Here is a 19,608-nt window from a genome sequence, read left to right as displayed (position 1 = left end):
ATTTAATTTAAGACATCTAATTTATTTTTTGTATTCTTATAAATTTATATCTATGTTAATGACCTTTTCTTTTTTGTACTCATTTATAAACACCTTCATATATCCACAATTGTTTGATATTTTTTTAACTATCATTCTTAAAAAAATAATATCTTAAAGATATCATTTTTTTCTCTAGCCTACACTTATTACAATAAAGGACAATCATTAAACCAATTGCCCTTTATTACTAGTAATTTTTTATATTTGACAATGATAAACTTATGTATTATTTTAATGTATTTATAAATTCATCATATTTAGAACGATCCAAGAAATTTTTAATTGTAATTATGCTAGCAGCATTATTTGCTGAACTTCTTGCTCTCTCAATTAAGTTTTCTTGAGTAAATATCACATTAGCTTCCTGCGGAATACTATCAACTGATGAGTGCTTTACATCAATACCAGTAATTCCAGCATCTTTTAATGCTTTCTTTAGAATAGATTCTCCCATTGCAGAAGATCCCATGCCTGCATCACAAGCAAAAACTATCATCTTAACATCAATTTTTGATAAGCTGACTTTAGCTTCTTCAACCTTTGCACCTTTACTTTCTGCCTTCATATCTTTTATTTTAGCTTGTGCGTCATCGAAGTTTTCTTCTTCTGCATTATCTTTTGATGCTTTAAGAATCAATGAACCTACTAAGAAAGACACTATTGCGCCTACTGCAACACCTCCTATAACACCTACATATGAATCACTTGCTGTCATAGCTAATATTGCAAATATACTTCCTGGAGAAGATGCTGCTCTAAGCCCTGCATGAGTTAACACAAATACTAAATCTGCAGATATTCCACCAGCTATTGCTGCTAATATTAATATTGGTTTCATTAAAATGTATGGGAAGTATATTTCATGTATTCCTCCAAGGAAGTGAATAATTATAGCTCCTGGAGCTGATTGTTTTGCATTTCCTTTTCCATATAAAGAATAAGCTAAAAGTATACCAAGACCTGGTCCTGGATTTGCTTCAAGTAAGAAGAATATTGATTTACCTGCATCCGCTGCTTGTTGTACTCCAAGAGGAGTTAATATTCCGTGATTAATTGCATTATTTAGGAATAATATCTTAGCAGGTTCTATAAATATATCTATTAATGGTAAAAGCCCTAAATTAGTAACTATAGTAGCCAAACTTCCCAATGTATTTGAAAATGTGGAAACTACTGGTTCAATACATGTATATGCTAAAATTGCTACAATTCCACCAAGGATTCCAGCTGAGAAATTGTTAACTAACATTTCAAAACCTGTTGGTACTTTATCTTCTACTAATTTGTCAAATTTTTTGATTACGTATCCACCAACTGGTCCCATGATCATTGCTCCTAAGAACATTGGAATAGAAGCACCTATTATAACTCCTGCTGTTGCTATTGCACCAACAACTCCACCCCTATGTCCATAAACCATTTTACCACCTGTAAATCCAATAAGTAATGGTAATAAAAACGTTATCATAGGTCCTACTAGCTTGCCCAAATATTCATTTGGCATCCACCCTGTTGGAATGAATAAAGCTGTAATTAACCCCCAAGCAATAAATGCGCCAATATTAGGTAATACCATACCACTTAAAAAACTACCTAACCTTTGTACGTTTCCTTTAAGAGACGATTTGTTAGTTTCCATAATAAAACCTCCATTTATTTTATTTATATATTAGTTCTTTCAGTTATTATCTTATAGTATGAATTAAACCTTTTCAATTTAAACAACTTCAAAATTGTGTCACGTTTTCAATGACAAATTTAAAATTTCTATCTAAAAACTATTAAAAGGAGCGTAAATACTATGTAAAATGCATTTATCTTTCTTAGGCCTCATTATATTCTCAATCAAAAGAAGTGTACTTATACTGATATATTGTATAAATACACTTTTATCAATGTCTTTAATTTTAAACTTTTATTATTACTCTAAGTAAGTCGAGTAGATTGACTAAATTCTTAAAACCAATTAATATCCGCACCTAGACTAGATAAATTAGCATGAAAAAAGCGATTCAATAAAATCAATTAACGGATTGCTTTTATAATGCAATAAAAATATTACGATATAAAAAACACCGTAAAATTTTTGTGAATAATATGGTGTTTAATAAGTTGTTCATTTTTAAATTAAAGCACTAACCAACAATAATATGAATTATTTAGATTTAATGGTTGAATAAAAAACAGCACCTAAAATAATAATTCCCCCAAAAATCTCCCTTAAAATTGGTATTTTTCTTAATAAAAAACAGCAAAAATAATACCATAAACTGGTTCAAGGCTTGATATGATTCCTGCTGTCTGTGTTTTAATATTCTTTAAACCACTTATGAATAACGAGTGAGCAATTCCAGTAAAAATCGTACCTAATATGATTAGTAGTATCACATCTATAATATGAAAAGCTGGTTTTTGCAAAAATACAGAAGGAATTAATACAGCTGTTGCCACAAGTTGTTCATAGAAAGCAATTACAGAACTTGAATATTCTTTTACATATTTTCTATTAAGCATTGAAAGAATTGCATAAGTAAAACCAGATATTATTCCCCAAACAACACCTTGAGTTAGATTACTTCCGAATTCAAACTTCGGAATAACAAACATAACACCCAAGAATGTAATAGTTGCAATCACAATATCTGACAACTTGATTTTCTCTTAAAAAAAACATGATTCAAGAAAAGTAACGAAAACAGGAAATGTAGAAAATGTGAGTAACCCTATTGCCACTAAATAAAAATAATGTTTTTGTTGCCATCCCTGCCATTGACATCTTTATTATATCTTATGCGTTACTCGCTTTTAATATTTTAAAGCACTAAAGAAAATGCTAAATACTGCATATACTTGATTCCTGAATTACTTTTAGATATATAAGTATGTTAATTTTAGGTATTTTATATGTTCTTCTTATTTTAAAATGATTAATCTTATTTTCTTTTAAAATTCTATATCCGGTTTTAATACTTATTCCCCCAAGCATTTTACACATCTGTTTAACATTTACCACATCTGGATATTCCTTGAATAATAAGCAATACGCATTGTTTCTGATGAATCATTTTAAAAAGAGGACAATACATACTTCACCATAAGTCTTTAAACTACAGTGATCTTAAAATTCAAAATCATATTGATTACAGCAGTTTGTATTCTACCCTTCAATTCACTGTCAACAACCATATAAACTATTATGACATTCATAGTGAAAGTACAAAAGGAAATCCTTCTGACAATGAGGTAATTGAATCATTTTATAGAACAATGAAGATAGAACTTATTCAAGATGCTCATTACGAGTTACCTGGACAAGCTCAAATAAGAAATCTTTAAATATATTAAAATTTATTATAACACTAAAAGAATGCATTCTTCATTGGGACATCTCTTTCCTTCCAATTTGAAGAATTGAATTCATAAAAATCGCTTAACTTTGTGTCTACAAAATCTTGACAGTTCCAATGGTTCCTACTCAGACAATAGACATGTTATATGCCCAGATGTAGAAAACAATTTGCAACATATATACAAATAAAGAAGATACCTCTTTATAAAAGCGTCTAAATATAGTCATGAAATATCAATATCTTTTTAACAATTTTTAAGCAGTAACTCCACTCCAAATAGGATGCCCTGTGTATAATATAGCCTCTTCCTCACCACGCACTACTCTAAGAGCTCCGGCTGCCAGCGCTTCCATTTCAAATTCTCCAGGTATAACCTTGATCTTAGAAATCCAGCTAATATATTCATCCAGCTTTGACACCAAATAGTCACTGTTCGCTATTCCACCGGTTAAAATAATTGCATCTACTTTTCCTTTTAAAACACAAGCAGCTGCTCCTACACTTTTCCCAATTTGATAAATCATTGCATTATATACCAGTTTTGCATATCTATCACCTAGCATAATACGCTTTTCAATTTTTCTAATATCTGATGTTCCTAGATGATCAATCAAACCACTTTCTTTAGTCAATTTATTGTACAGCTCTTTTTCTGTAAACCTTCCACTATAACACATTCTTACTACCTTTGTAATAGGTAATGCACCAGCTCTTGTAGGCGTCATAGGTCCATCACCATTAATAATATCATTAGAATCTACCATCCTGCCATTATTGTGGGCTGTCACTGAAATTCCCCCTCCAATATGACAAACTATAAGTTTACTATTTTCATATTTTTTATTATTTGTATTACAATATCTCAATGCAACTTCCTTTTGATTTAGCGCATGAACTTTACTTTCTCTGTATACACCATATAATCCAGTAATTCTTGCGATTTCTTCAAATTCATCAACATCGGGCGGATTTACAACATAAGCTCTTCCACCATACTTTTTTACAAAGATATTACAGATCTGAGATGCCAGCTGTGCTGGGTGCTGTCCTGACATTCCTTTGCTAGCATGTTCAATAAGTTTACTATTTACTAAATACGTCCCACCTTTAATTGGTACCAAACCGCCCCCTCTTCCTACAAAAATCTCAATATTCTTTATAGAAATTCTATGAGCCTTAAGTTCCTGTTCAACTATTTCTTTTCTATATCCTAATTGATCCTGTATCTGTTTAAATTCTTTTAATTTATCAATATCATGGCTTATATTTTTATTAAACACTTCTTTTTCATTCTCAAATACAGCAATCTTTGTAGATGTTGATCCTGTATTTACAGCTAGAATAACGTAAGTTTTCACTATATCCACCACTTCTTTCCTAAATTAATAATTTTGTGCAACATAGGCAGCAAGTGCAATTGAATAATATTTATCAGAAGCTTCGGCAGAACGAGATGTTAATATTATTGGAACCTTTGCGCCAACTAATAAACCAGCAGTCTGCGCACCTGCAAATCCTGTCAAACATTTTCCTAATACATTTGCAGAAACAAGATCTGGCATCAATAATAAATCTGCATCTCCTGCAACTTGACTTTCGTATCCCTTTATTCGTGTTGCTTCCCTGCTGGTTGCCAAGTCAAAGGAAATAGGTCCTTCCACAATGCACCCCTGTATCTCTCCATTTTGGTTCATCTGCTTTAAATCATTTGCATGCTCAGTTTCAGGCATCTTAGGATTTATATTTTCGGTTGCTGTCAAAAGAGCTACCTTTGGATTTTCTACTCCCATTAAATTTAAAATCTTTACTGCATTTAACAAAATATCCTTCTTTCTTTCCACATCCGGGTATATATTAACTGCCACATCACTTACAGCAAGCAATTTATGATACTTCTCAGTTTCAAAAAAGCCGACTACGGACATAGTTCTATCTTTTTTCAAATCATTCTCTTTTTTTAAGATTACTTTCATCATAGTAGACGTTTCAAGTTTCCCTTTCATAAGTAAATCTGCAATGTGTTTATGAATCATTTCAACTGCAATAACCAAACATTCATCAATATTTCTTGCGTGTACAATTTTATATTCTCTAGAATCTTCTCCTAATTCTATCAACATCTTTACAATTACCATTTCATTTCCTACCAATATAGGAATTATTAAATTATCTTTTTTGGCTTTCACTATAGATTGTAGAGTGTGCTTATCATGAGCAGCCACCACTGCAATCCTACTTTTCTTTTCTATACTTTGAGCATTCTTAACCAAATCTTGAAAACTCTCAATCTGCATTTTCGTATCACTCCTTGTATATTGATAACCTTTTAACAGAGCATTTCTTTATTATTTATCCTGTTATAAAAGGTAATTTCCGCCACCTGCCATGCAGAACCTCCTTCTTCTTACGAATGATTGGGGTCCTGTTACACCTTCACCTGTTGGTGTAGCAATAGTCGGTGCATTAGTTCCAGTGCCTCCAATACCAAAGGCCGCCATTGTCCCTCCATTTTGAACAAAAATAGTTGTATTTATAACTTTTCCAAAAGCAGTTACTCTGTTTATATCATTTGACCAAATAGATGCAGAATGCTTGCAATCATGCTCTGCTGCAACAGCTCTTTCAACTGCTTCTTCAAAATTTTTACACCTGACAACAGGTATAATAGGCATCATCTGCTCCGTATGAACTAATTTGTCATCATTCTGTGCTTCAAAGATAACCATCCTAGGATCATCATTAATTTTTATACCTGCCGCCTTTAAAATTATATTTGCACACTTACCTACATACTTTTTATTCGCAGCATAACTACCACCTGATGCTTTTACAACACAAATATCTGTTAATCTTTTTCCTTCTTCCGTATTTACGCGATAAGCTCCTACTGATTCTAACCTTTTCATAAACTCATCAAATATAGTATCAACTACAAACAACTCTTTTTCTGCTATGCAAAGCAGATTGTTATCAAAAGAAGCTGACTCATAAATTCCTGCTGCTGCTTTTGCTAAATCTACTGTTTCATCAATAATTGATGGTGGATTACCTGCCCCAGCCGCAATAACCTTCTTACCTGAACACATCAGAGTTTTAACCATTCCAGGCCCACCTGTTCCTATCAATAATTTAACTGATGGATACGCCATAATTTCATTAAGTGAATCTAAAGTAGGTTCTGCTGGCATTGTAAATAAATTACCAGGTCCACCAACTTCAATAACAGCTTTGTTTATTAAATGTACTGCCCTTGCTGAAGTCTTCTTGGCTGAAGGATGAGCATTAAATACAACTGCATTTCCTGCCGCGACATTCGCAATACCATTTCCTACAACTGTAGCAACAGGATTAGTTACAGGTGTAACAGCACCTACGACACCAAATGGTGCATAATATTCTACTGTAAGCCCCTTATCAGAGGCATACATATTTTGTGGAATAGCTTCTGTACCCTGAGATAGCATAACCGCACCTGTATTCTTTGCTAATTTATCTTCTAATCTGCCATAACCTGTCTCATCAAATTCCATCTCAGCAAGCATTTCCATGTTACCAATAATATTCTTACGGATATTACCTATAAAACGCTCCCTGTCCTCAAGTGTATATTTGAGCACTAGCTCCTTTTGTGCAACTGTAGCTGCTACGCATGCCTCTGTTGCTGTTTCAAATACTCCTAACTGTTCCATAATTTTCCCCTCCTAAATTTTTAATAAATATTAGTTTATCTGTTTGTGGAATTCCTCAAGCCTTAGTTTATCTAACTTTTTAAGGCTAGATATGGACCATATTTCAATAGGTTCAAAACTGATTTTGAAAAAACTTGAAGATCTTTTAATCCCATAGTTCCTAAAATAAAAAATATTGTTATTTTTTTAACGATATAGACTCTAATCACTTATATACAGCAATATTCAAGACTGTAATTAACATTTTTTTGATTTCATCCACCGCTTTTTATTTTTTAATCACTCAATGAATATAAGTCTCAACAAATAATTTATATTTATTATTTAGCTTTAAACCTATGCAAAGCAGTCAAATAAAAAGTTTTTATTGCAACTTATATACTCTAAAATCAGTAAATATTAGAACCTATTGTTATTCTCTATAATGAATACTTTAGATTTAATGCTGAAGACATTTCATCGTCAAATGATTAAATAGTAAATCATTATATGCTAGTATCATAGCACTGTATACTATAAAAACAATCCCTATATACAATAAAATTAGATTAAGCGAAATAAAACGTTATCATTTCATGTCTTTTCCATTTATTTCCATACCGTAGTTTCTAAAGACATATAACTGCATTATTTATTCAATAATACAATTCTGAACAGACAAAATTTTTGTATTATTAACATTCCCGTAAATCCTCTAAAGTTGAAAGTTCTACATGTATATCTCCTTTCAAAACAAAAAAGACTTGATTCAAGAATAATTCTTAGAAACAGGTCTTTCTTAACTCAATAATAACAATCCCAAACTCTGTAATTATTTTTCAATTTATTTTGACTCATCCTAATATAGCTCATTATTGGTGCATTTACAATTTCATTGCAAAAGAATCCCTATATCGTTCCAAACAAATAAAAATTATATAATAACTATTTATAAAAATAGCTATTATATAACTTAATATTGTTAAACTTACAAATCATTATTTGTTTTTTAGCAATGGTGGGACAGGAGGAATCTGATCTAATTTATTAAATTCTTCTGAATTTAATTTGAACCTTTTATCATATTGTTCTGGGTCCGTTATATTTTCACCCTCTGTACTTCTCCATGAAAATTTGCATGTATCACATAAATATACTTCCCAAGCATGACCAACTGGTGATTTTACCATTACGCTTACTAATTCTGAATCACATCTAGGACATTTCATTATTTGTTGCCTCCTTCTTTTACTAAATCTCTAAGAATTTTTGTCCATTTTTCTACCCCTATTGGAGTTTCTAAAAGCTCTGTATCTCTTCCAAAATCAGGTGCTACTGGCGTTGTTGCATCAATAACCAATTTAGTATGCATTCCTGCAGGCTCTGAAGATGGATCTAGTAGCATACCTGGAGCGTATGGAATTTTGAATACATCTTTATCTGGACGTACTCTTGTTGTAAGAGCCCACATTACTTGTTCTAAGTTAAATGGATCTACGAATTCATCTACAATAATAACAATCTTTGTATATGACATTCCGTGAGGAGTTGATAAAAGTCTCATTGCGACAGCTTTTCCATACCCTCCAAAACGAGATTTTGTAGATACAATTGCACCTATACCATGTGTATACATAGCATTTACGGCTTGTACTTCTGGGAAGTCTCTCTTTAATTGATCATAAAGAGGAATACTTGTGTTAAGCGCGATTAAGTAGTCAACCTCTGTCCAAGGCATTCCAAGATACAAGTTTTCAAATATAGGATTTTTACGATGTGTAATCTTTGTTATTTTCACAATTGGTTGAAGACGTGCGCCCGAATAACTTCCTGGGAATTCACCGAATGGTCCTTCGATTTCTCTAACCCTTGGTTCAATATAACCTTCAAGTATAACTTCTGAACGAGCTGGAATATCAAGGTTGCTATTTTCAGTTTTTGTAAGTTCTATCGGTTCTCCTTTAAGAGCACCTGCAAAGTCATATTCTGATTGTACATATGCAATTGGTGTACTAGCCATGAAGCTTAGAACCGGATCGTTCCCAAGACAAATTGCAATTGGAAGCCTTTCATTCTTTTCTTCAGCATTTCTTAAGTGAACTGCGATATCGTGGAATGGCATCGGCTGAATTGCAACTTTATCCTTTCCTTTTACTTGAATACGATATATTCCGCAATTTTGCTCATCATAATTTTCAGGTTTATTAGGATCTCTAGTAACTATAAGTGCTTTTGAAAGATAAAATCCAGCATCAAATTCATTAATTCTAAATAACGGAAGTACATCGAAAAGATTTATATCCTCTTCTATTACAACTTCCTTTACTGGAGCATTTTTTTTATCAACCCAGACCGGTTTCACAGGATACTTACCCCAAAGTTCTTTTAGCCTAAAAAATTGATCTTTGACTGGAGTATCCTTAGGCATGTTCAACATTAGTGCATGGTTTTGCCATGATCCGTGGACATTAAGCACAACAGGACTTTTGTATCCTTTAATATTTTCTACAAAAATTGCAGGTGCACTTTCCATATCTGGGGCACATCGCCCGATTGCACTAAGGTCTGGTTCAGGCATAACCTCATCCTTTATTCTAACTAATTGCTTTTCTTTTTCTAATAGTTCTAAAAATTCTCTTAAGTCTCTGTAAGCCATTTTTTAACCTCCTGATTTATCATAGAATTATATGGTATTTATTTAAAACAGAAATATACCTGTTTCATTTCTTGTTATATCTCCCAGTATATTTAAACCTATTTTTCTCTTAATCCATCCCAACGTTTTAAATTAGGAAGAATGATTCCAAGTTGATCCACTGTTCTATATGCAATGTGATTTACTATGTCATTTATTGTTTGAGGATTATTATAGAATGCTGGCATTGGTGGCAATATAATTGTTCCCATCTTAGATAATGCAAGCATATTTTCTAAATGAATTGTATTCAGAGGTGTTTCTCTTGTTAAGAGAATTAATTTTCTTCTTTCCTTTAAAATAACATCTGCGGCACGTGATACAAGATTATCTGCAAGCCCAATGCGAATGGATGTAAGTGTTTTCATGCTGCATGGTGCAATAATCATAGCATCTACCTGAAATGATCCACTTGAGATTCTTGCCCCAAGGTCTGCTGTTTCATATATAAAATCAGCAAGCTGTTCCACTTCTTCCATTGTATAGTTTGTTTCTGCTTCCAAAGTCTTTTTTCCCCAGCTTGATAATATAAGATGAGTTTTTACTTCTTTAATATCCTTTAATATTTCTAGAATACGTATTCCAAAAATTGATCCTGTTGCTCCAGTAATTGATACTATAACATTCAATGTATCACCTCTTTTTCTTGTTTCTGCATTATTATTATAAGCTTAGAAAACATACATTGAAAATATCAATAATGTATGTTTTAATACCTTTAAGGTATAACAGAAAGGAGTTAACTATATCATGGATATTCGTCAGTTAAAATATTTTGTTGTAATTGCAGAAGAAGGTAGTATTACAAAAGCAGCAGAACGCTTATTTATGGCTCAGCCACCCTTATCTAGACAGCTACAAACAATAGAAGACAAACTTGGAGTCACTCTTTTTAATCGTACAAACAAAAAAAGTATGTCACTTACTCCACAAGGCAGAATTTTTTTAAAAAATGCTAGAAGAATACTTTACACAATGGATGAAGCTATTACGGAAGTACAAGAATATAATCTGCAAATGTCAAAAAAGCTATCAATTGGTACCACTATTTATTGTTCAGAAATTATGCTTCCTGTTTTAAAAAATTTCCGTAAAAAATATCCCTTCACTATTCCTGAAATTCATGAGGGGAATATATCTCATCTAATGGATTTATTAAAAAATCATACAATTGACCTAGTTGTTTCAGCACGACCTTTTAATACAAAAGGTTACATAACCAAGGAGCTGGAACCAGATAAGTGTGTCTTTGTTGCTTCTAAAGATTTCGAATGGAAAAAAGAACATATTTCTCTTGAAGAAATTTCCACCGTTCCACTTCTTCTTCTTAATGCACCAGATTCAACCAGCTTATATAAGAAAATCACAAGTGAATTCGAGAAAAAAGAACTAAAGTTAAATGTTTCATGTCTATGCCATGACTCTGGTTTACTTTTAAAAATGATTTTAAGTAATTTTGGTGCAACAATTTTGCCGAATTCAATGGTTGATAATATGTTAGGCGAATTTATGCATGTCATTCCAATTAAAAATAATCCTTGGACTACAACTCCAAATTTAATTTGGAGAAGCGAAGGATATATTTCCTCAACATTAGGAGAATTTATTAAAACTTTTGAATCTCAATTTAAAGTAAATTAGAACTATTATTATTTATTAATGTTGACCTGTCCTTAATAACAAAATTTTCAAATCTTTCAATCCCTTATTGAAAGATGAAGGCAGATTAAATATTTCTATCTAATCTACCTTCATTTACTCTATTCATTTCAATTATTCTAATCCATATTTAATTCAGCCATTGCATGCACAATTGGTGAATTCCAGTAAATATCTACTTCATTAGTTGAATAACTTTCTGAATTGTCTAAATAACATTTAGCAGGAGCTTTACCTTCTAACAGGTTTTTTGCAATTGGATCCTCTAGATTCTTATTTGGGCCACCTGCAATCATACCTGGTATTGCTTTACCTTGTACTATAGATGGTCTATGATGTGGATTTTTTAATGAATCGGAACCATAACCTGAAACAAAGCACTTGCCTAATGAATTTTTACCAAAGCAATAATTGATATGCTCTTTTGCATATTCCAAGTACTCTGGATTAGGTGAAAGTTTATATGCCTGCGCAAGAAGTACAGCATTATTATTCATGCCCATATTACTACCCCAATAATAATCTTTTCCATTGGGAACATTATAACCATCATTTCTATCCAAAGCTACAATTTTTTGAGCTTCATTTAAAATGTTATTTCTAATATTATTAGCAACATTTTGATTGGCATCCTTTGCTGAAAGGTAAGCCATATTACCATAGTCGCCTACAAGAGCCCAATCATACCCATTCTGAATTTTTGCCTTGGCCATTTCGGTAAAGGCATTATCATATTTACTCTCACCAGTGGCCTTGAAAAGTTGTGCAGCTGCCCAATATCTTTCATCTGTATCATCAGAGTCACCATATTCTCCAGTTACAATTCCATCTGGATTCTTAACCACAGCATTTGGTGTCTTTTCAAGGTATGTCCAAGCCTTTTCTGCTGCTACGAGACATTTTTGAGCAAGTGATGGATCTACATCTTTAAAGTTTTGATAACCCATTGCCATAACTGCTGCAAAGTCTCCTGTTGCAGTTGTTGAAATGGGACATACAATAAGTTCTTCTTTCTCCTCTTGTGGCATAACAGTTCCTGGGAAGTTAGCACAAGTTACTTTATGATAAACACCACCACTTAATGGTTCTTGCATCTTTAACATCCACTCTAGCTGATATTTTACTTCATCTAAAACATCAGGAATTCCATTCCCACTTTCAGGTATGTTGAAATCATCTCCAAAGGCTCCTTTGTTATCTTCATAAGCAGATAAAAGATCTGCAACTGCTTTTGATGTAGCAACCACATAACGTCCATAGTCACCAGCGTCATGCCAGCCTCCAGATACATCAATTTTTTTATCTGAACCATATATTTTAGCAAGATCTGTGTGACAAGCTGGATGTGACCATGTACCACCAAATTCTTTTGGTATTTCTTGTCCACATCTTTGCATATAGAAAAATCTAACTAAATCCTTAAATACATTTTTATAGACATCTTGTCCTATAGTAAATTCATAGGAACTGCCTAAACCATCTGTTTCAATAGTATATTTGCCTGGCACTGTAACAGAAGAAAAATCACCAAATCTATCTGTTTCTCCAGCTGCTTCATTGTAAGAGTTACCGTTAATGTTTCCTTCATAGGCAACTTTCTTTGTTTCTGCTGAAACAACTCTAAATTTGCTGTCTTCACTTTGTGCTCTAAACACAACCTTTTTCTTATCTCCTGGTTTATAACCAACTTGGTTTAAAACAATTTTTTGTTCTGGTTTTTCTTCATCATATTGTACTCCAGTATCATCAATAAGAACTAATTTAACATTATCAATTTTAATGGAGTGCGGATCAAGATTTTTTCCTGTTACATTACCTAAATTGAAAGCAAATCTTGGTGACATATCATTTTCATCGTTCATAACAAAATCTTGTGACACTTTTTTTACATCTTTACTTATATCAATTGTTTCTCCAAAATAAGAACGATAATCTCCTCCATTACGTTGAATTCTATAATCAATTTTTCTATCAGTTGTAGAACTAACATCAAATTCTAAATGATATTTTCCGTTTTTGTACATTTTAAAACCATCATTATAAACTTGTACACCATATGATACTGTTCCACAGTTATCTACTTGTATATTAATCGCTCCATCTTTTAAACTTATTCTGCCATCTCCACCATAAGCTGTATAACTCCCCCAACCGTCTAAGTTTTTATCAAAATTTCCATTCTTAATTAAATTAACATTAACTTCAGCAGCTTTTGCTATTATTTGAAAATTGTTATTGCCTACAAGCATACCTAGACATAAAGCTGCACTTATTATTACTGTGATTATCTTTTTCGACTTCATATACTATTCCTCCTCATCTAATATTTACCACTACATATTCTCATAATATAAAAATTAAGTAAATTCTTATTCCTTGAAATGCATAAAATCACTTATCAAAAATATATAAATTCATCACTTGCAATTTTACGATGAAAAATATACATTTTATGATTATTATGTAGATTATCATCTCCTGAGGTAGTTATCAAAGATTGAATAATACTAAGTCAGCTAGCTTTAAATCTCATTTCAGAGCCTGATATTCCTGAAAATTCTATTATATTTGGCACTATAAATTAATTAATCATCTATGCCAAACTATATAAAAAGCCAAATTCCCAGTATGAAAATTCAGCTTCTTAAACATAATTTTAAATATTAAGTTGAAATATTATAATATATTAAATTCACTATTCGTACATTAACGTATACATCATTTCAAAATACGCTTTTGCCACAACGTGAGAAGCGGAAAACTCAATTCAAGTAGCACGAAAACCATGTACATATACGAAGGCAGGCCACATGTTAATATGGATATTAAGCGCCCTATTCCACCAAAAAAAAATAATATTGCAATAACACGAAGCATGTCCTTATCTTTATCGATCCGTGGAATCATCCACAACATTATAATTCCAACGCCTAACCATAATCCACTGTAAAAACGCAGGTTGCTATCTAGCATAAGAAATCCTTTTGAATATTCCTGCCCAACTGGAAATCCATAATACCAGTTAACCGCACCATAAGCAAATCCTAAATAAGCTGTGTATATAGCTAAAATTCCTATTAGAACAAATATCAACTGCATTATGTGTTTCGAGACATTCTTACTCTTGGTGCCTTTATCCATCATATTTATTTTACTCAAGTTAATTCACTCTTCCTCTCTTATAAATTACAAAACACAAATTATTATAATCCAACTATTTATTTCTTTTACCAATTCAAGATAAACAAACTTCACTGCATTAAAATCAATACTTTTTACAAAAGTTACTTTTGTATTATATCTTTTGCCAACTTATCGGCAACTTTCTTAGCTCTATCATTAAAATCAGGTGCCTCACTTAATGGAATAGTATATTTTCCAACTAAATTGCATTTTAGTACATTTCTCATTGACCTATCGAAAATTTCCTCTGCAAGATCTGCATTTCCTTCTTCTCTACCCATGCATGTAATTAAAAGAGCAACCTTCTTTCCCTCAATTGATGATGTGTGATTGGGAGAACCAAAATTTATTGTAAGACAATAATGTCTGTCAATAAAAGTCTTTAACTGTGAGGTAAAATCATAACAGTAAATAGGAGAAGCATATACAACAGCATCTGCAGATATCATTCGTTTAAATATCAATACCGCATCATCTTTTAAAATACATCCAGGTCCATCGTTATTTGCCATACAAGCATAGCACCCAACACATCCTTTAATAATATGTTCACTAAGCTGTACCCTTTCTACCTCGTGTCCTTGTGAAATAAGATTCTCTTCAAACATGTCAAGAGCTTTTGCTGTTTTGCCGTGTCTTTTCGGACTTCCTAAAATTGTTATTACTTTCATAAAAAAACTTCCTTCCAATGATTATATTCTATTTTTTTTAGCAAATTGTATTCTTCCAAAATTAAATTTAATTACATTCTTCGGGCAGATATCGGCGCATTTGCCACATAAAATGCACTCGTGATTTTCTAATTTATCACACTTAACCATATTGTTAACATCAAGACTCATTGGACATTCGCTATTACATTTTTTACAATTAATACATTTATCCTTTTCAGATTTAATTCTTAATGAAGGAATATTAAAAAAGTTACTAATTTTTCTTCCAATAATCATAAATGGACTCATCCAGCATAAATAATGGCAGTTTGCTCTTTTACCAAAAATTATAGAGTTAAGAAAAAATAATAAAATTACAATATAATATGGAATATACATATATATATTACTTACTGAAATTCCATGATCCATTACAAAAAAATAATCTGCTCTTTTAAATCCACCTGCCAATAATGCTACAGTTACTATTGTAATCATCCACGGAACCCATATAAAAAATTTAATATAATCAAGCTTGCCAGTTTTAGGGTTCTTATTATTTACTTTAAATAATATTTCCTGCATAGCACCACAGGGACATAACCAGCCACAAAATACTCGTCCAAACAATAATGAAAAAAGGAAAAACATTGAGAATATAACAGCACTTGCAGTAATCAACCCCTTTGAAGCACCCCATATAATAAGAAAAGGAGAAAAATAAAATTGCGTGATTGGGAATAATAAAAAAGATATTATTAAAAAGGCATTTCTTACATTTTGTCGTCGTAACATTATAAATCCTCCCTAATCATTTAGTTTATTTAATAAGTCATTACAATATTTTACTATATACTCATAGTAACCAAGTCCAAATAAAAATGTAGAAAATTGATAAACATCGAATTGTTCTTTAACTTGATTTTCATATTTTCCAAAAATGCTTATAAAAGATTCAACTTCTTTAATAAAAAATTTTAAATGTGTTATGGCCTTTTCCTTCGGCAAAAACTTGAAGAAGAATATCTTTATAAGATGATCTGGCTTTGTCCTTGAAAATTCCACTGGTAGTTCAAGCCAATTCAGGAACTCTGATTTTCCCAGCTCAGTTATAGCATATAATTTTTTATATTTTCCGCCCTCGATAATTTCCCTTAAACTTATAACACACTTAGCTTCCATTCTTTTCAAAGCAGGATATATGCTCCCATAACCTGCATCAAAAAAGTTTGATGTACTTTCAATCATTTTTTGCTTTAAATCATATCCACTCATTTCACCACTCATTAAAAAACCAAGAATAATATACTCTAACATTTTTCACCTCCATATATATTTATGATATATATCATTTCGATATATATATTATAGATACATATTAACTCGTTATAATAACATTGTCAATATTATTAATCCACTTAATTTAAAATTAACCAATAAAAACCAAGCTTACCTTAATAAACATTCCATATAACTAAAGGAATATTTTATATTTGCATTATTAATTATCTACTTATTGTTATATTCACAAGACCTATCATCAACATTTTTTTCGCAACAAAAAAGGAGAACCTCCTCTGTCTGGATTTCGTTCTCCTCCATTATCTAAATACACTACATTATCATTTATAATGTTGTTTTTATGTTTAAAGTATTTTTTCTTAATTTCTTATCTGCTGCCGTTCTATAAAAAAATCGCAGGTGACTGTGGATCCGAAGATTTTTAATATTAAGTTCCGTATTGTGCTTCGCACTCTTTTTATAGGTGCGCATCTGCTTCACTTTTGAGTTTAGCCGACATAGCTTTTCTCTTTGAATTTTGTTTTTTACTATATCCTTAATTAATTTAACAGCTCTTAAAATGCTTTCCATAAGTGCCTTAAAAACTACTTCTCTCTATTTTTAATTATTTTTATCCATGAAATGATAGTATCCAGAACTAATTTAGGATTTCCAGTATTGCAATGACTTGCTGCATTCTCTTTCTCTGTAAACATTCTGTATGTTAATGATTTTACATTTTTAAGACTATCAATAGCATCTTTATATTTTTCTATACGTATTAAATGGTCTTTTTCAGCGCCTAGTAACATAAAATCCTGTGTAATCCTATCCGCAACATCTCTATATTCATATTTATTTGCGGCCAGCATATAATCGTAAGGGTTATTTACTCCCATATTATAAAAGCCATGATGCATTGCCCAATCTATTAAAGGTTCTTTCTCCATCTGGTTATACATTATATTATTTATAGTATCTTTATCATTTTGTCCTAGCAATTCTTTTAAAACCTCTTGTTCTGCTGTAGGAATAGCATCGAGAAGTAATTCAAACATGTTAACACATACACTCCATGCTACAACTCTCTTTATTCGATTTTCAAACGCTGCTGCCCTTGGTGCTAGAATAGCCCCCATGGATATACCTATTATTGTCACATCGTTTAAATTATAATAATCTAGTAAAGCTTTTACAGGCCTTTCCCATTTAATTGAAAATGTAATTCCTTGTTTCCTTAAGACATTTCCCTGACCTGGCCCTTCAAATAGATATACGTCGAAGCCATTTTCCCTGAGATACAACAGCGAAGGAAGGAATTCTTCCATATAGGAATCAAATCCGCCATGTATTAGAATTGTATCTATACACTCTCCTTCAGGCACTGCATGTATTACTGGAAGATACCCTTGGTCATATGGAACACGGTCAAACTTTAATATTCCAGATTGAAACAATTCCTCATGATATTTATAAAACAATTCTATTGCCTTATCATATGTTTTTATCTTATCTGGATTACCATCATACATAAAGAATTCTGTCATTCTGAAATAAGCAATAGCATCTTTTATTCTCTCTTCCTTTAAAGCTTTTTTAGCAAGAACCATCATTTCTTTTTCCCACACTTTAATATCAGTTATTTTTTTAGCGAGTTCTAAAATTTCATCAAGGTTCCCATTACTTACATTATAGGTGCGGTTTAATTGATAATTAAAATTAGGATTAGAGTGTAATTGATATTCGCCTGAATTGAAATCAACATTATTTTTCATATTAACTACCATTCCTCTCACTATACTCAAAGTATCATAAATATACTTCTATATGAACTTTAGTATATATAATTGTTTTAAAAATGTTTGAACAGATAATAATAACTTTCCCTTAAAAATATATCTCATATATCAAGTTAAATTGGCATAGATAGCAATGCTTGTATATTTTCTATGCCAATTATAGTAGTTGCAAACGAACTACTTATAGAGGTGAATATCATTATTTGATATTTAGTTAAACTTAAATGAGATTATTACCATATATCTTTATGCTTTTTTTAATAAGTCAAGAGTATGTGTTAATATCTGTTTATTCCCCCAACTTCCATGTGATGTTATGACTATCTCAGAATCAGAAAACTTATTCATCAAATTTTTAATAGAATTAGGCCATTCTTTTATATCAGCATCTGCAGTATTTCCAATTGAATTAGATTCCACTGGCTTTACAATACATCCCCCAAATAAAATCTTGTCTTCTGGTAACCAAACAACAATATTATCAATAGTATGACCTTTACCAGGAAAATATACCTCTAGCTTGGTTTTTCCGAACTCTAACACTTCATCGTCATTATTAATTAACGAATTAGGTTTATCAAAACCATATTTTTCAGCTAGCTGTGCTGTTAATGTGGTAGATTTTACATCTATTTTCTTATCTAATAATGTTTTAATCCCACCAATTCTATCTATATGAGCATGTGTTATTACTGCGGCAATAATATCCTGCTTGAATTTTTCCTTTGTTAATTTAATTAATTCTTTTGTTTGCTCATCAGTCCAAGGAGTATCTATTAGTACTAATCCTTTAGATGTTAAAATTAACAAACCATTTGATAAAGTTCTACTTCCATTATAGCTATAGTATGTTGTATGTACCCAGACATTATCATTAATTTTAGTTAATTGAACAAAATTAGAATCATCAGATCCGATTTCCAATACAGACTCTTTTGCTTTACTATTTTCTTTGACATTATTAGAACAAGCGATTAGAGATAAAATGAATATACTTAGTAAAACACTTAAGAATTTAGTAAATACATGTTTATATTTTTTCATAAATAAAATCCTTTCCTTCTAATATCATATTATAATTTCCTATTGCTGTAAGTTTATCTTATGAATTCCAATAATTAATCTATATTTTAACACATCAGATAATATTCTTATAACAACAGGATTTCAGCAATCACTGTCTATTTTTATAAATACTCCATTTTCAAGCGAAGAATATAAGGTATTGTTGAGCGGCCTGCATGTCTAAAATATTCTGTACTCCCAAAATAAGTAGTG

17 protein-coding genes and 1 pseudogene are annotated in these 19,608 nt (G+C 31.4%); 2 read left to right on the top strand and 16 right to left on the bottom strand.

Features of this window, described 5'->3' with window-relative positions:
- Positions 1-268 precede the first annotated feature (268 nt).
- The 3 genes from L3B98_RS07880 to L3B98_RS07865 all read right to left on the bottom strand — a co-directional run bounded on the left by L3B98_RS07880 (position 269) and on the right by L3B98_RS07865 (position 3,228).
- Positions 269-1,681 carry a PTS mannitol transporter subunit IICB gene (locus L3B98_RS07880; protein ID WP_238916203.1) on the bottom strand — a complete coding sequence of 471 codons (1,413 nt, stop codon included), beginning with the start codon at positions 1,679-1,681 and terminating at the stop codon, positions 269-271.
- Between the two features lie 599 nt (positions 1,682-2,280).
- Positions 2,281-2,691 (bottom strand): DMT family transporter, encoded by a 411-nt coding sequence (locus tag L3B98_RS07875; RefSeq protein WP_238916202.1) that lies wholly within the window; start codon positions 2,689-2,691, stop codon positions 2,281-2,283.
- 453 nt (positions 2,692-3,144) lie between these two features.
- Positions 3,145-3,228: a helix-turn-helix domain-containing protein gene (locus tag L3B98_RS07865; RefSeq protein WP_236907835.1), complete on the bottom strand. Its 84-nt coding sequence runs from the start codon at positions 3,226-3,228 to the stop codon at positions 3,145-3,147.
- A gap of 27 nt (positions 3,229-3,255) precedes the next feature.
- Here L3B98_RS07865 and L3B98_RS07860 point away from each other — a divergent pair.
- Positions 3,256-3,457, top strand: a pseudogene (locus L3B98_RS07860) (integrase core domain-containing protein); the annotation flags it as partial.
- Positions 3,458-3,646: 189 nt separating this feature from the next.
- Here the strand turns inward: L3B98_RS07860 and buk are convergent.
- The 6 genes from buk to L3B98_RS07830 all read right to left on the bottom strand — a co-directional run bounded on the left by buk (position 3,647) and on the right by L3B98_RS07830 (position 10,384).
- Positions 3,647-4,750, bottom strand: a complete 1,104-nt coding sequence (gene buk, locus L3B98_RS07855; protein ID WP_015392233.1) for a butyrate kinase — start codon at positions 4,748-4,750, stop codon at positions 3,647-3,649.
- A 24-nt stretch (positions 4,751-4,774) separates the two neighbouring features.
- Positions 4,775-5,686, bottom strand: coding sequence for a phosphate acyltransferase (locus tag L3B98_RS07850; protein ID WP_077362137.1), 912 nt, complete (start codon positions 5,684-5,686; stop codon positions 4,775-4,777).
- A gap of 63 nt (positions 5,687-5,749) precedes the next feature.
- Complete coding sequence (locus tag L3B98_RS07845; RefSeq protein WP_238916201.1) at positions 5,750-7,081, bottom strand: aldehyde dehydrogenase; 1,332 nt, start codon at positions 7,079-7,081, stop codon at positions 5,750-5,752.
- 977 nt (positions 7,082-8,058) lie between these two features.
- The gene (locus tag L3B98_RS07840; RefSeq protein ID WP_275298391.1) at positions 8,059-8,289 is read right to left on the bottom strand and encodes a non-oxidative hydroxyarylic acid decarboxylases subunit D; all 231 of its coding nucleotides are present in this window, start codon (positions 8,287-8,289) and stop codon (positions 8,059-8,061) included.
- Positions 8,289-9,716: a non-oxidative hydroxyarylic acid decarboxylases subunit C gene (locus L3B98_RS07835; protein WP_238916200.1), complete on the bottom strand. Its 1,428-nt coding sequence runs from the start codon at positions 9,714-9,716 to the stop codon at positions 8,289-8,291. Before L3B98_RS07835 ends, L3B98_RS07840 begins: the two co-directional genes overlap by 1 nt.
- A 98-nt stretch (positions 9,717-9,814) precedes the next feature.
- Entirely contained in the window at positions 9,815-10,384 is a 570-nt protein-coding gene (locus L3B98_RS07830; RefSeq protein ID WP_238916199.1) for a non-oxidative hydroxyarylic acid decarboxylases subunit B, read from the bottom strand.
- Between the two features lie 121 nt (positions 10,385-10,505).
- On the opposite strand from L3B98_RS07830, the gene L3B98_RS07825 reads away from it, so the two are divergent.
- The gene (locus tag L3B98_RS07825) at positions 10,506-11,396 is read left to right on the top strand and encodes a LysR family transcriptional regulator (RefSeq protein WP_238916198.1); all 891 of its coding nucleotides are present in this window, start codon (positions 10,506-10,508) and stop codon (positions 11,394-11,396) included.
- Between the two features lie 137 nt (positions 11,397-11,533).
- Here the strand turns inward: L3B98_RS07825 and L3B98_RS07820 are convergent, their stop codons facing one another.
- The 7 genes from L3B98_RS07820 to bla all read right to left on the bottom strand — a co-directional run bounded on the left by L3B98_RS07820 (position 11,534) and on the right by bla (position 19,374).
- Complete coding sequence (locus L3B98_RS07820; protein ID WP_238916197.1) at positions 11,534-13,717, bottom strand: glycoside hydrolase family 9 protein; 2,184 nt, start codon at positions 13,715-13,717, stop codon at positions 11,534-11,536.
- Positions 13,718-14,132: 415 nt separating this feature from the next.
- Positions 14,133-14,573, bottom strand: a complete 441-nt coding sequence (locus L3B98_RS07815; protein ID WP_238916196.1) for a DUF4345 domain-containing protein — start codon at positions 14,571-14,573, stop codon at positions 14,133-14,135.
- Positions 14,574-14,698: 125 nt separating this feature from the next.
- Positions 14,699-15,268 (bottom strand): flavodoxin family protein, encoded by a 570-nt coding sequence (locus L3B98_RS07810; protein ID WP_238916195.1) that lies wholly within the window; start codon positions 15,266-15,268, stop codon positions 14,699-14,701.
- 21 nt (positions 15,269-15,289) lie between these two features.
- Entirely contained in the window at positions 15,290-16,045 is a 756-nt protein-coding gene (locus tag L3B98_RS07805; protein ID WP_015392223.1) for a 4Fe-4S binding protein, read from the bottom strand.
- A gap of 12 nt (positions 16,046-16,057) precedes the next feature.
- A complete protein-coding gene (locus tag L3B98_RS07800) occupies positions 16,058-16,567 on the bottom strand; it encodes a PadR family transcriptional regulator (protein WP_015392222.1) in 510 nt (169 codons plus the stop codon).
- A 569-nt stretch (positions 16,568-17,136) separates the two neighbouring features.
- A complete protein-coding gene (locus tag L3B98_RS07795; protein ID WP_015392220.1) occupies positions 17,137-18,306 on the bottom strand; it encodes an alpha/beta fold hydrolase in 1,170 nt (389 codons plus the stop codon).
- Positions 18,307-18,576: 270 nt separating this feature from the next.
- Positions 18,577-19,374 carry a subclass B1 metallo-beta-lactamase gene (gene bla / locus L3B98_RS07790; protein ID WP_015392219.1) on the bottom strand — a complete coding sequence of 266 codons (798 nt, stop codon included), beginning with the start codon at positions 19,372-19,374 and terminating at the stop codon, positions 18,577-18,579.
- Positions 19,375-19,608: the final 234 nt, after the last annotated feature.

It is taken from the genome of Clostridium sp. YIM B02555, assembly GCF_022320955.1.
Classification (GTDB): domain Bacteria; phylum Bacillota; class Clostridia; order Clostridiales; family Clostridiaceae; genus Clostridium; species Clostridium saccharoperbutylacetonicum.
This window is presented reverse-complemented; position numbering and strand designations above follow the sequence as displayed.

Coding starts and splice junctions, on each gene's coding strand:
- L3B98_RS07880 (WP_238916203.1), bottom strand. CDS start 1,681: ATGGAAACTAACAAATCGTCTCTTAAAGGAAACGTACAAAGGTTAGGT.
- L3B98_RS07865 (WP_236907835.1), bottom strand. CDS start 3,228: ATGGTTGTTGACAGTGAATTGAAGGGTAGAATACAAACTGCTGTAATC.
- L3B98_RS07850 (WP_077362137.1), bottom strand. CDS start 5,686: ATGCAGATTGAGAGTTTTCAAGATTTGGTTAAGAATGCTCAAAGTATA.
- L3B98_RS07845 (WP_238916201.1), bottom strand. CDS start 7,081: ATGGAACAGTTAGGAGTATTTGAAACAGCAACAGAGGCATGCGTAGCA.
- L3B98_RS07840 (WP_275298391.1), bottom strand. CDS start 8,289: ATGAAATGTCCTAGATGTGATTCAGAATTAGTAAGCGTAATGGTAAAA.
- L3B98_RS07835 (WP_238916200.1), bottom strand. CDS start 9,716: ATGGCTTACAGAGACTTAAGAGAATTTTTAGAACTATTAGAAAAAGAA.
- L3B98_RS07825 (WP_238916198.1), top strand. CDS start 10,506: ATGGATATTCGTCAGTTAAAATATTTTGTTGTAATTGCAGAAGAAGGT.
- L3B98_RS07820 (WP_238916197.1), bottom strand. CDS start 13,717: ATGAAGTCGAAAAAGATAATCACAGTAATAATAAGTGCAGCTTTATGT.
- L3B98_RS07810 (WP_238916195.1), bottom strand. CDS start 15,268: ATGAAAGTAATAACAATTTTAGGAAGTCCGAAAAGACACGGCAAAACA.
- L3B98_RS07805 (WP_015392223.1), bottom strand. CDS start 16,045: ATGTTACGACGACAAAATGTAAGAAATGCCTTTTTAATAATATCTTTT.
- L3B98_RS07800 (WP_015392222.1), bottom strand. CDS start 16,567: ATGTTAGAGTATATTATTCTTGGTTTTTTAATGAGTGGTGAAATGAGT.
- L3B98_RS07795 (WP_015392220.1), bottom strand. CDS start 18,306: ATGAAAAATAATGTTGATTTCAATTCAGGCGAATATCAATTACACTCT.
- bla (WP_015392219.1), bottom strand. CDS start 19,374: ATGAAAAAATATAAACATGTATTTACTAAATTCTTAAGTGTTTTACTA.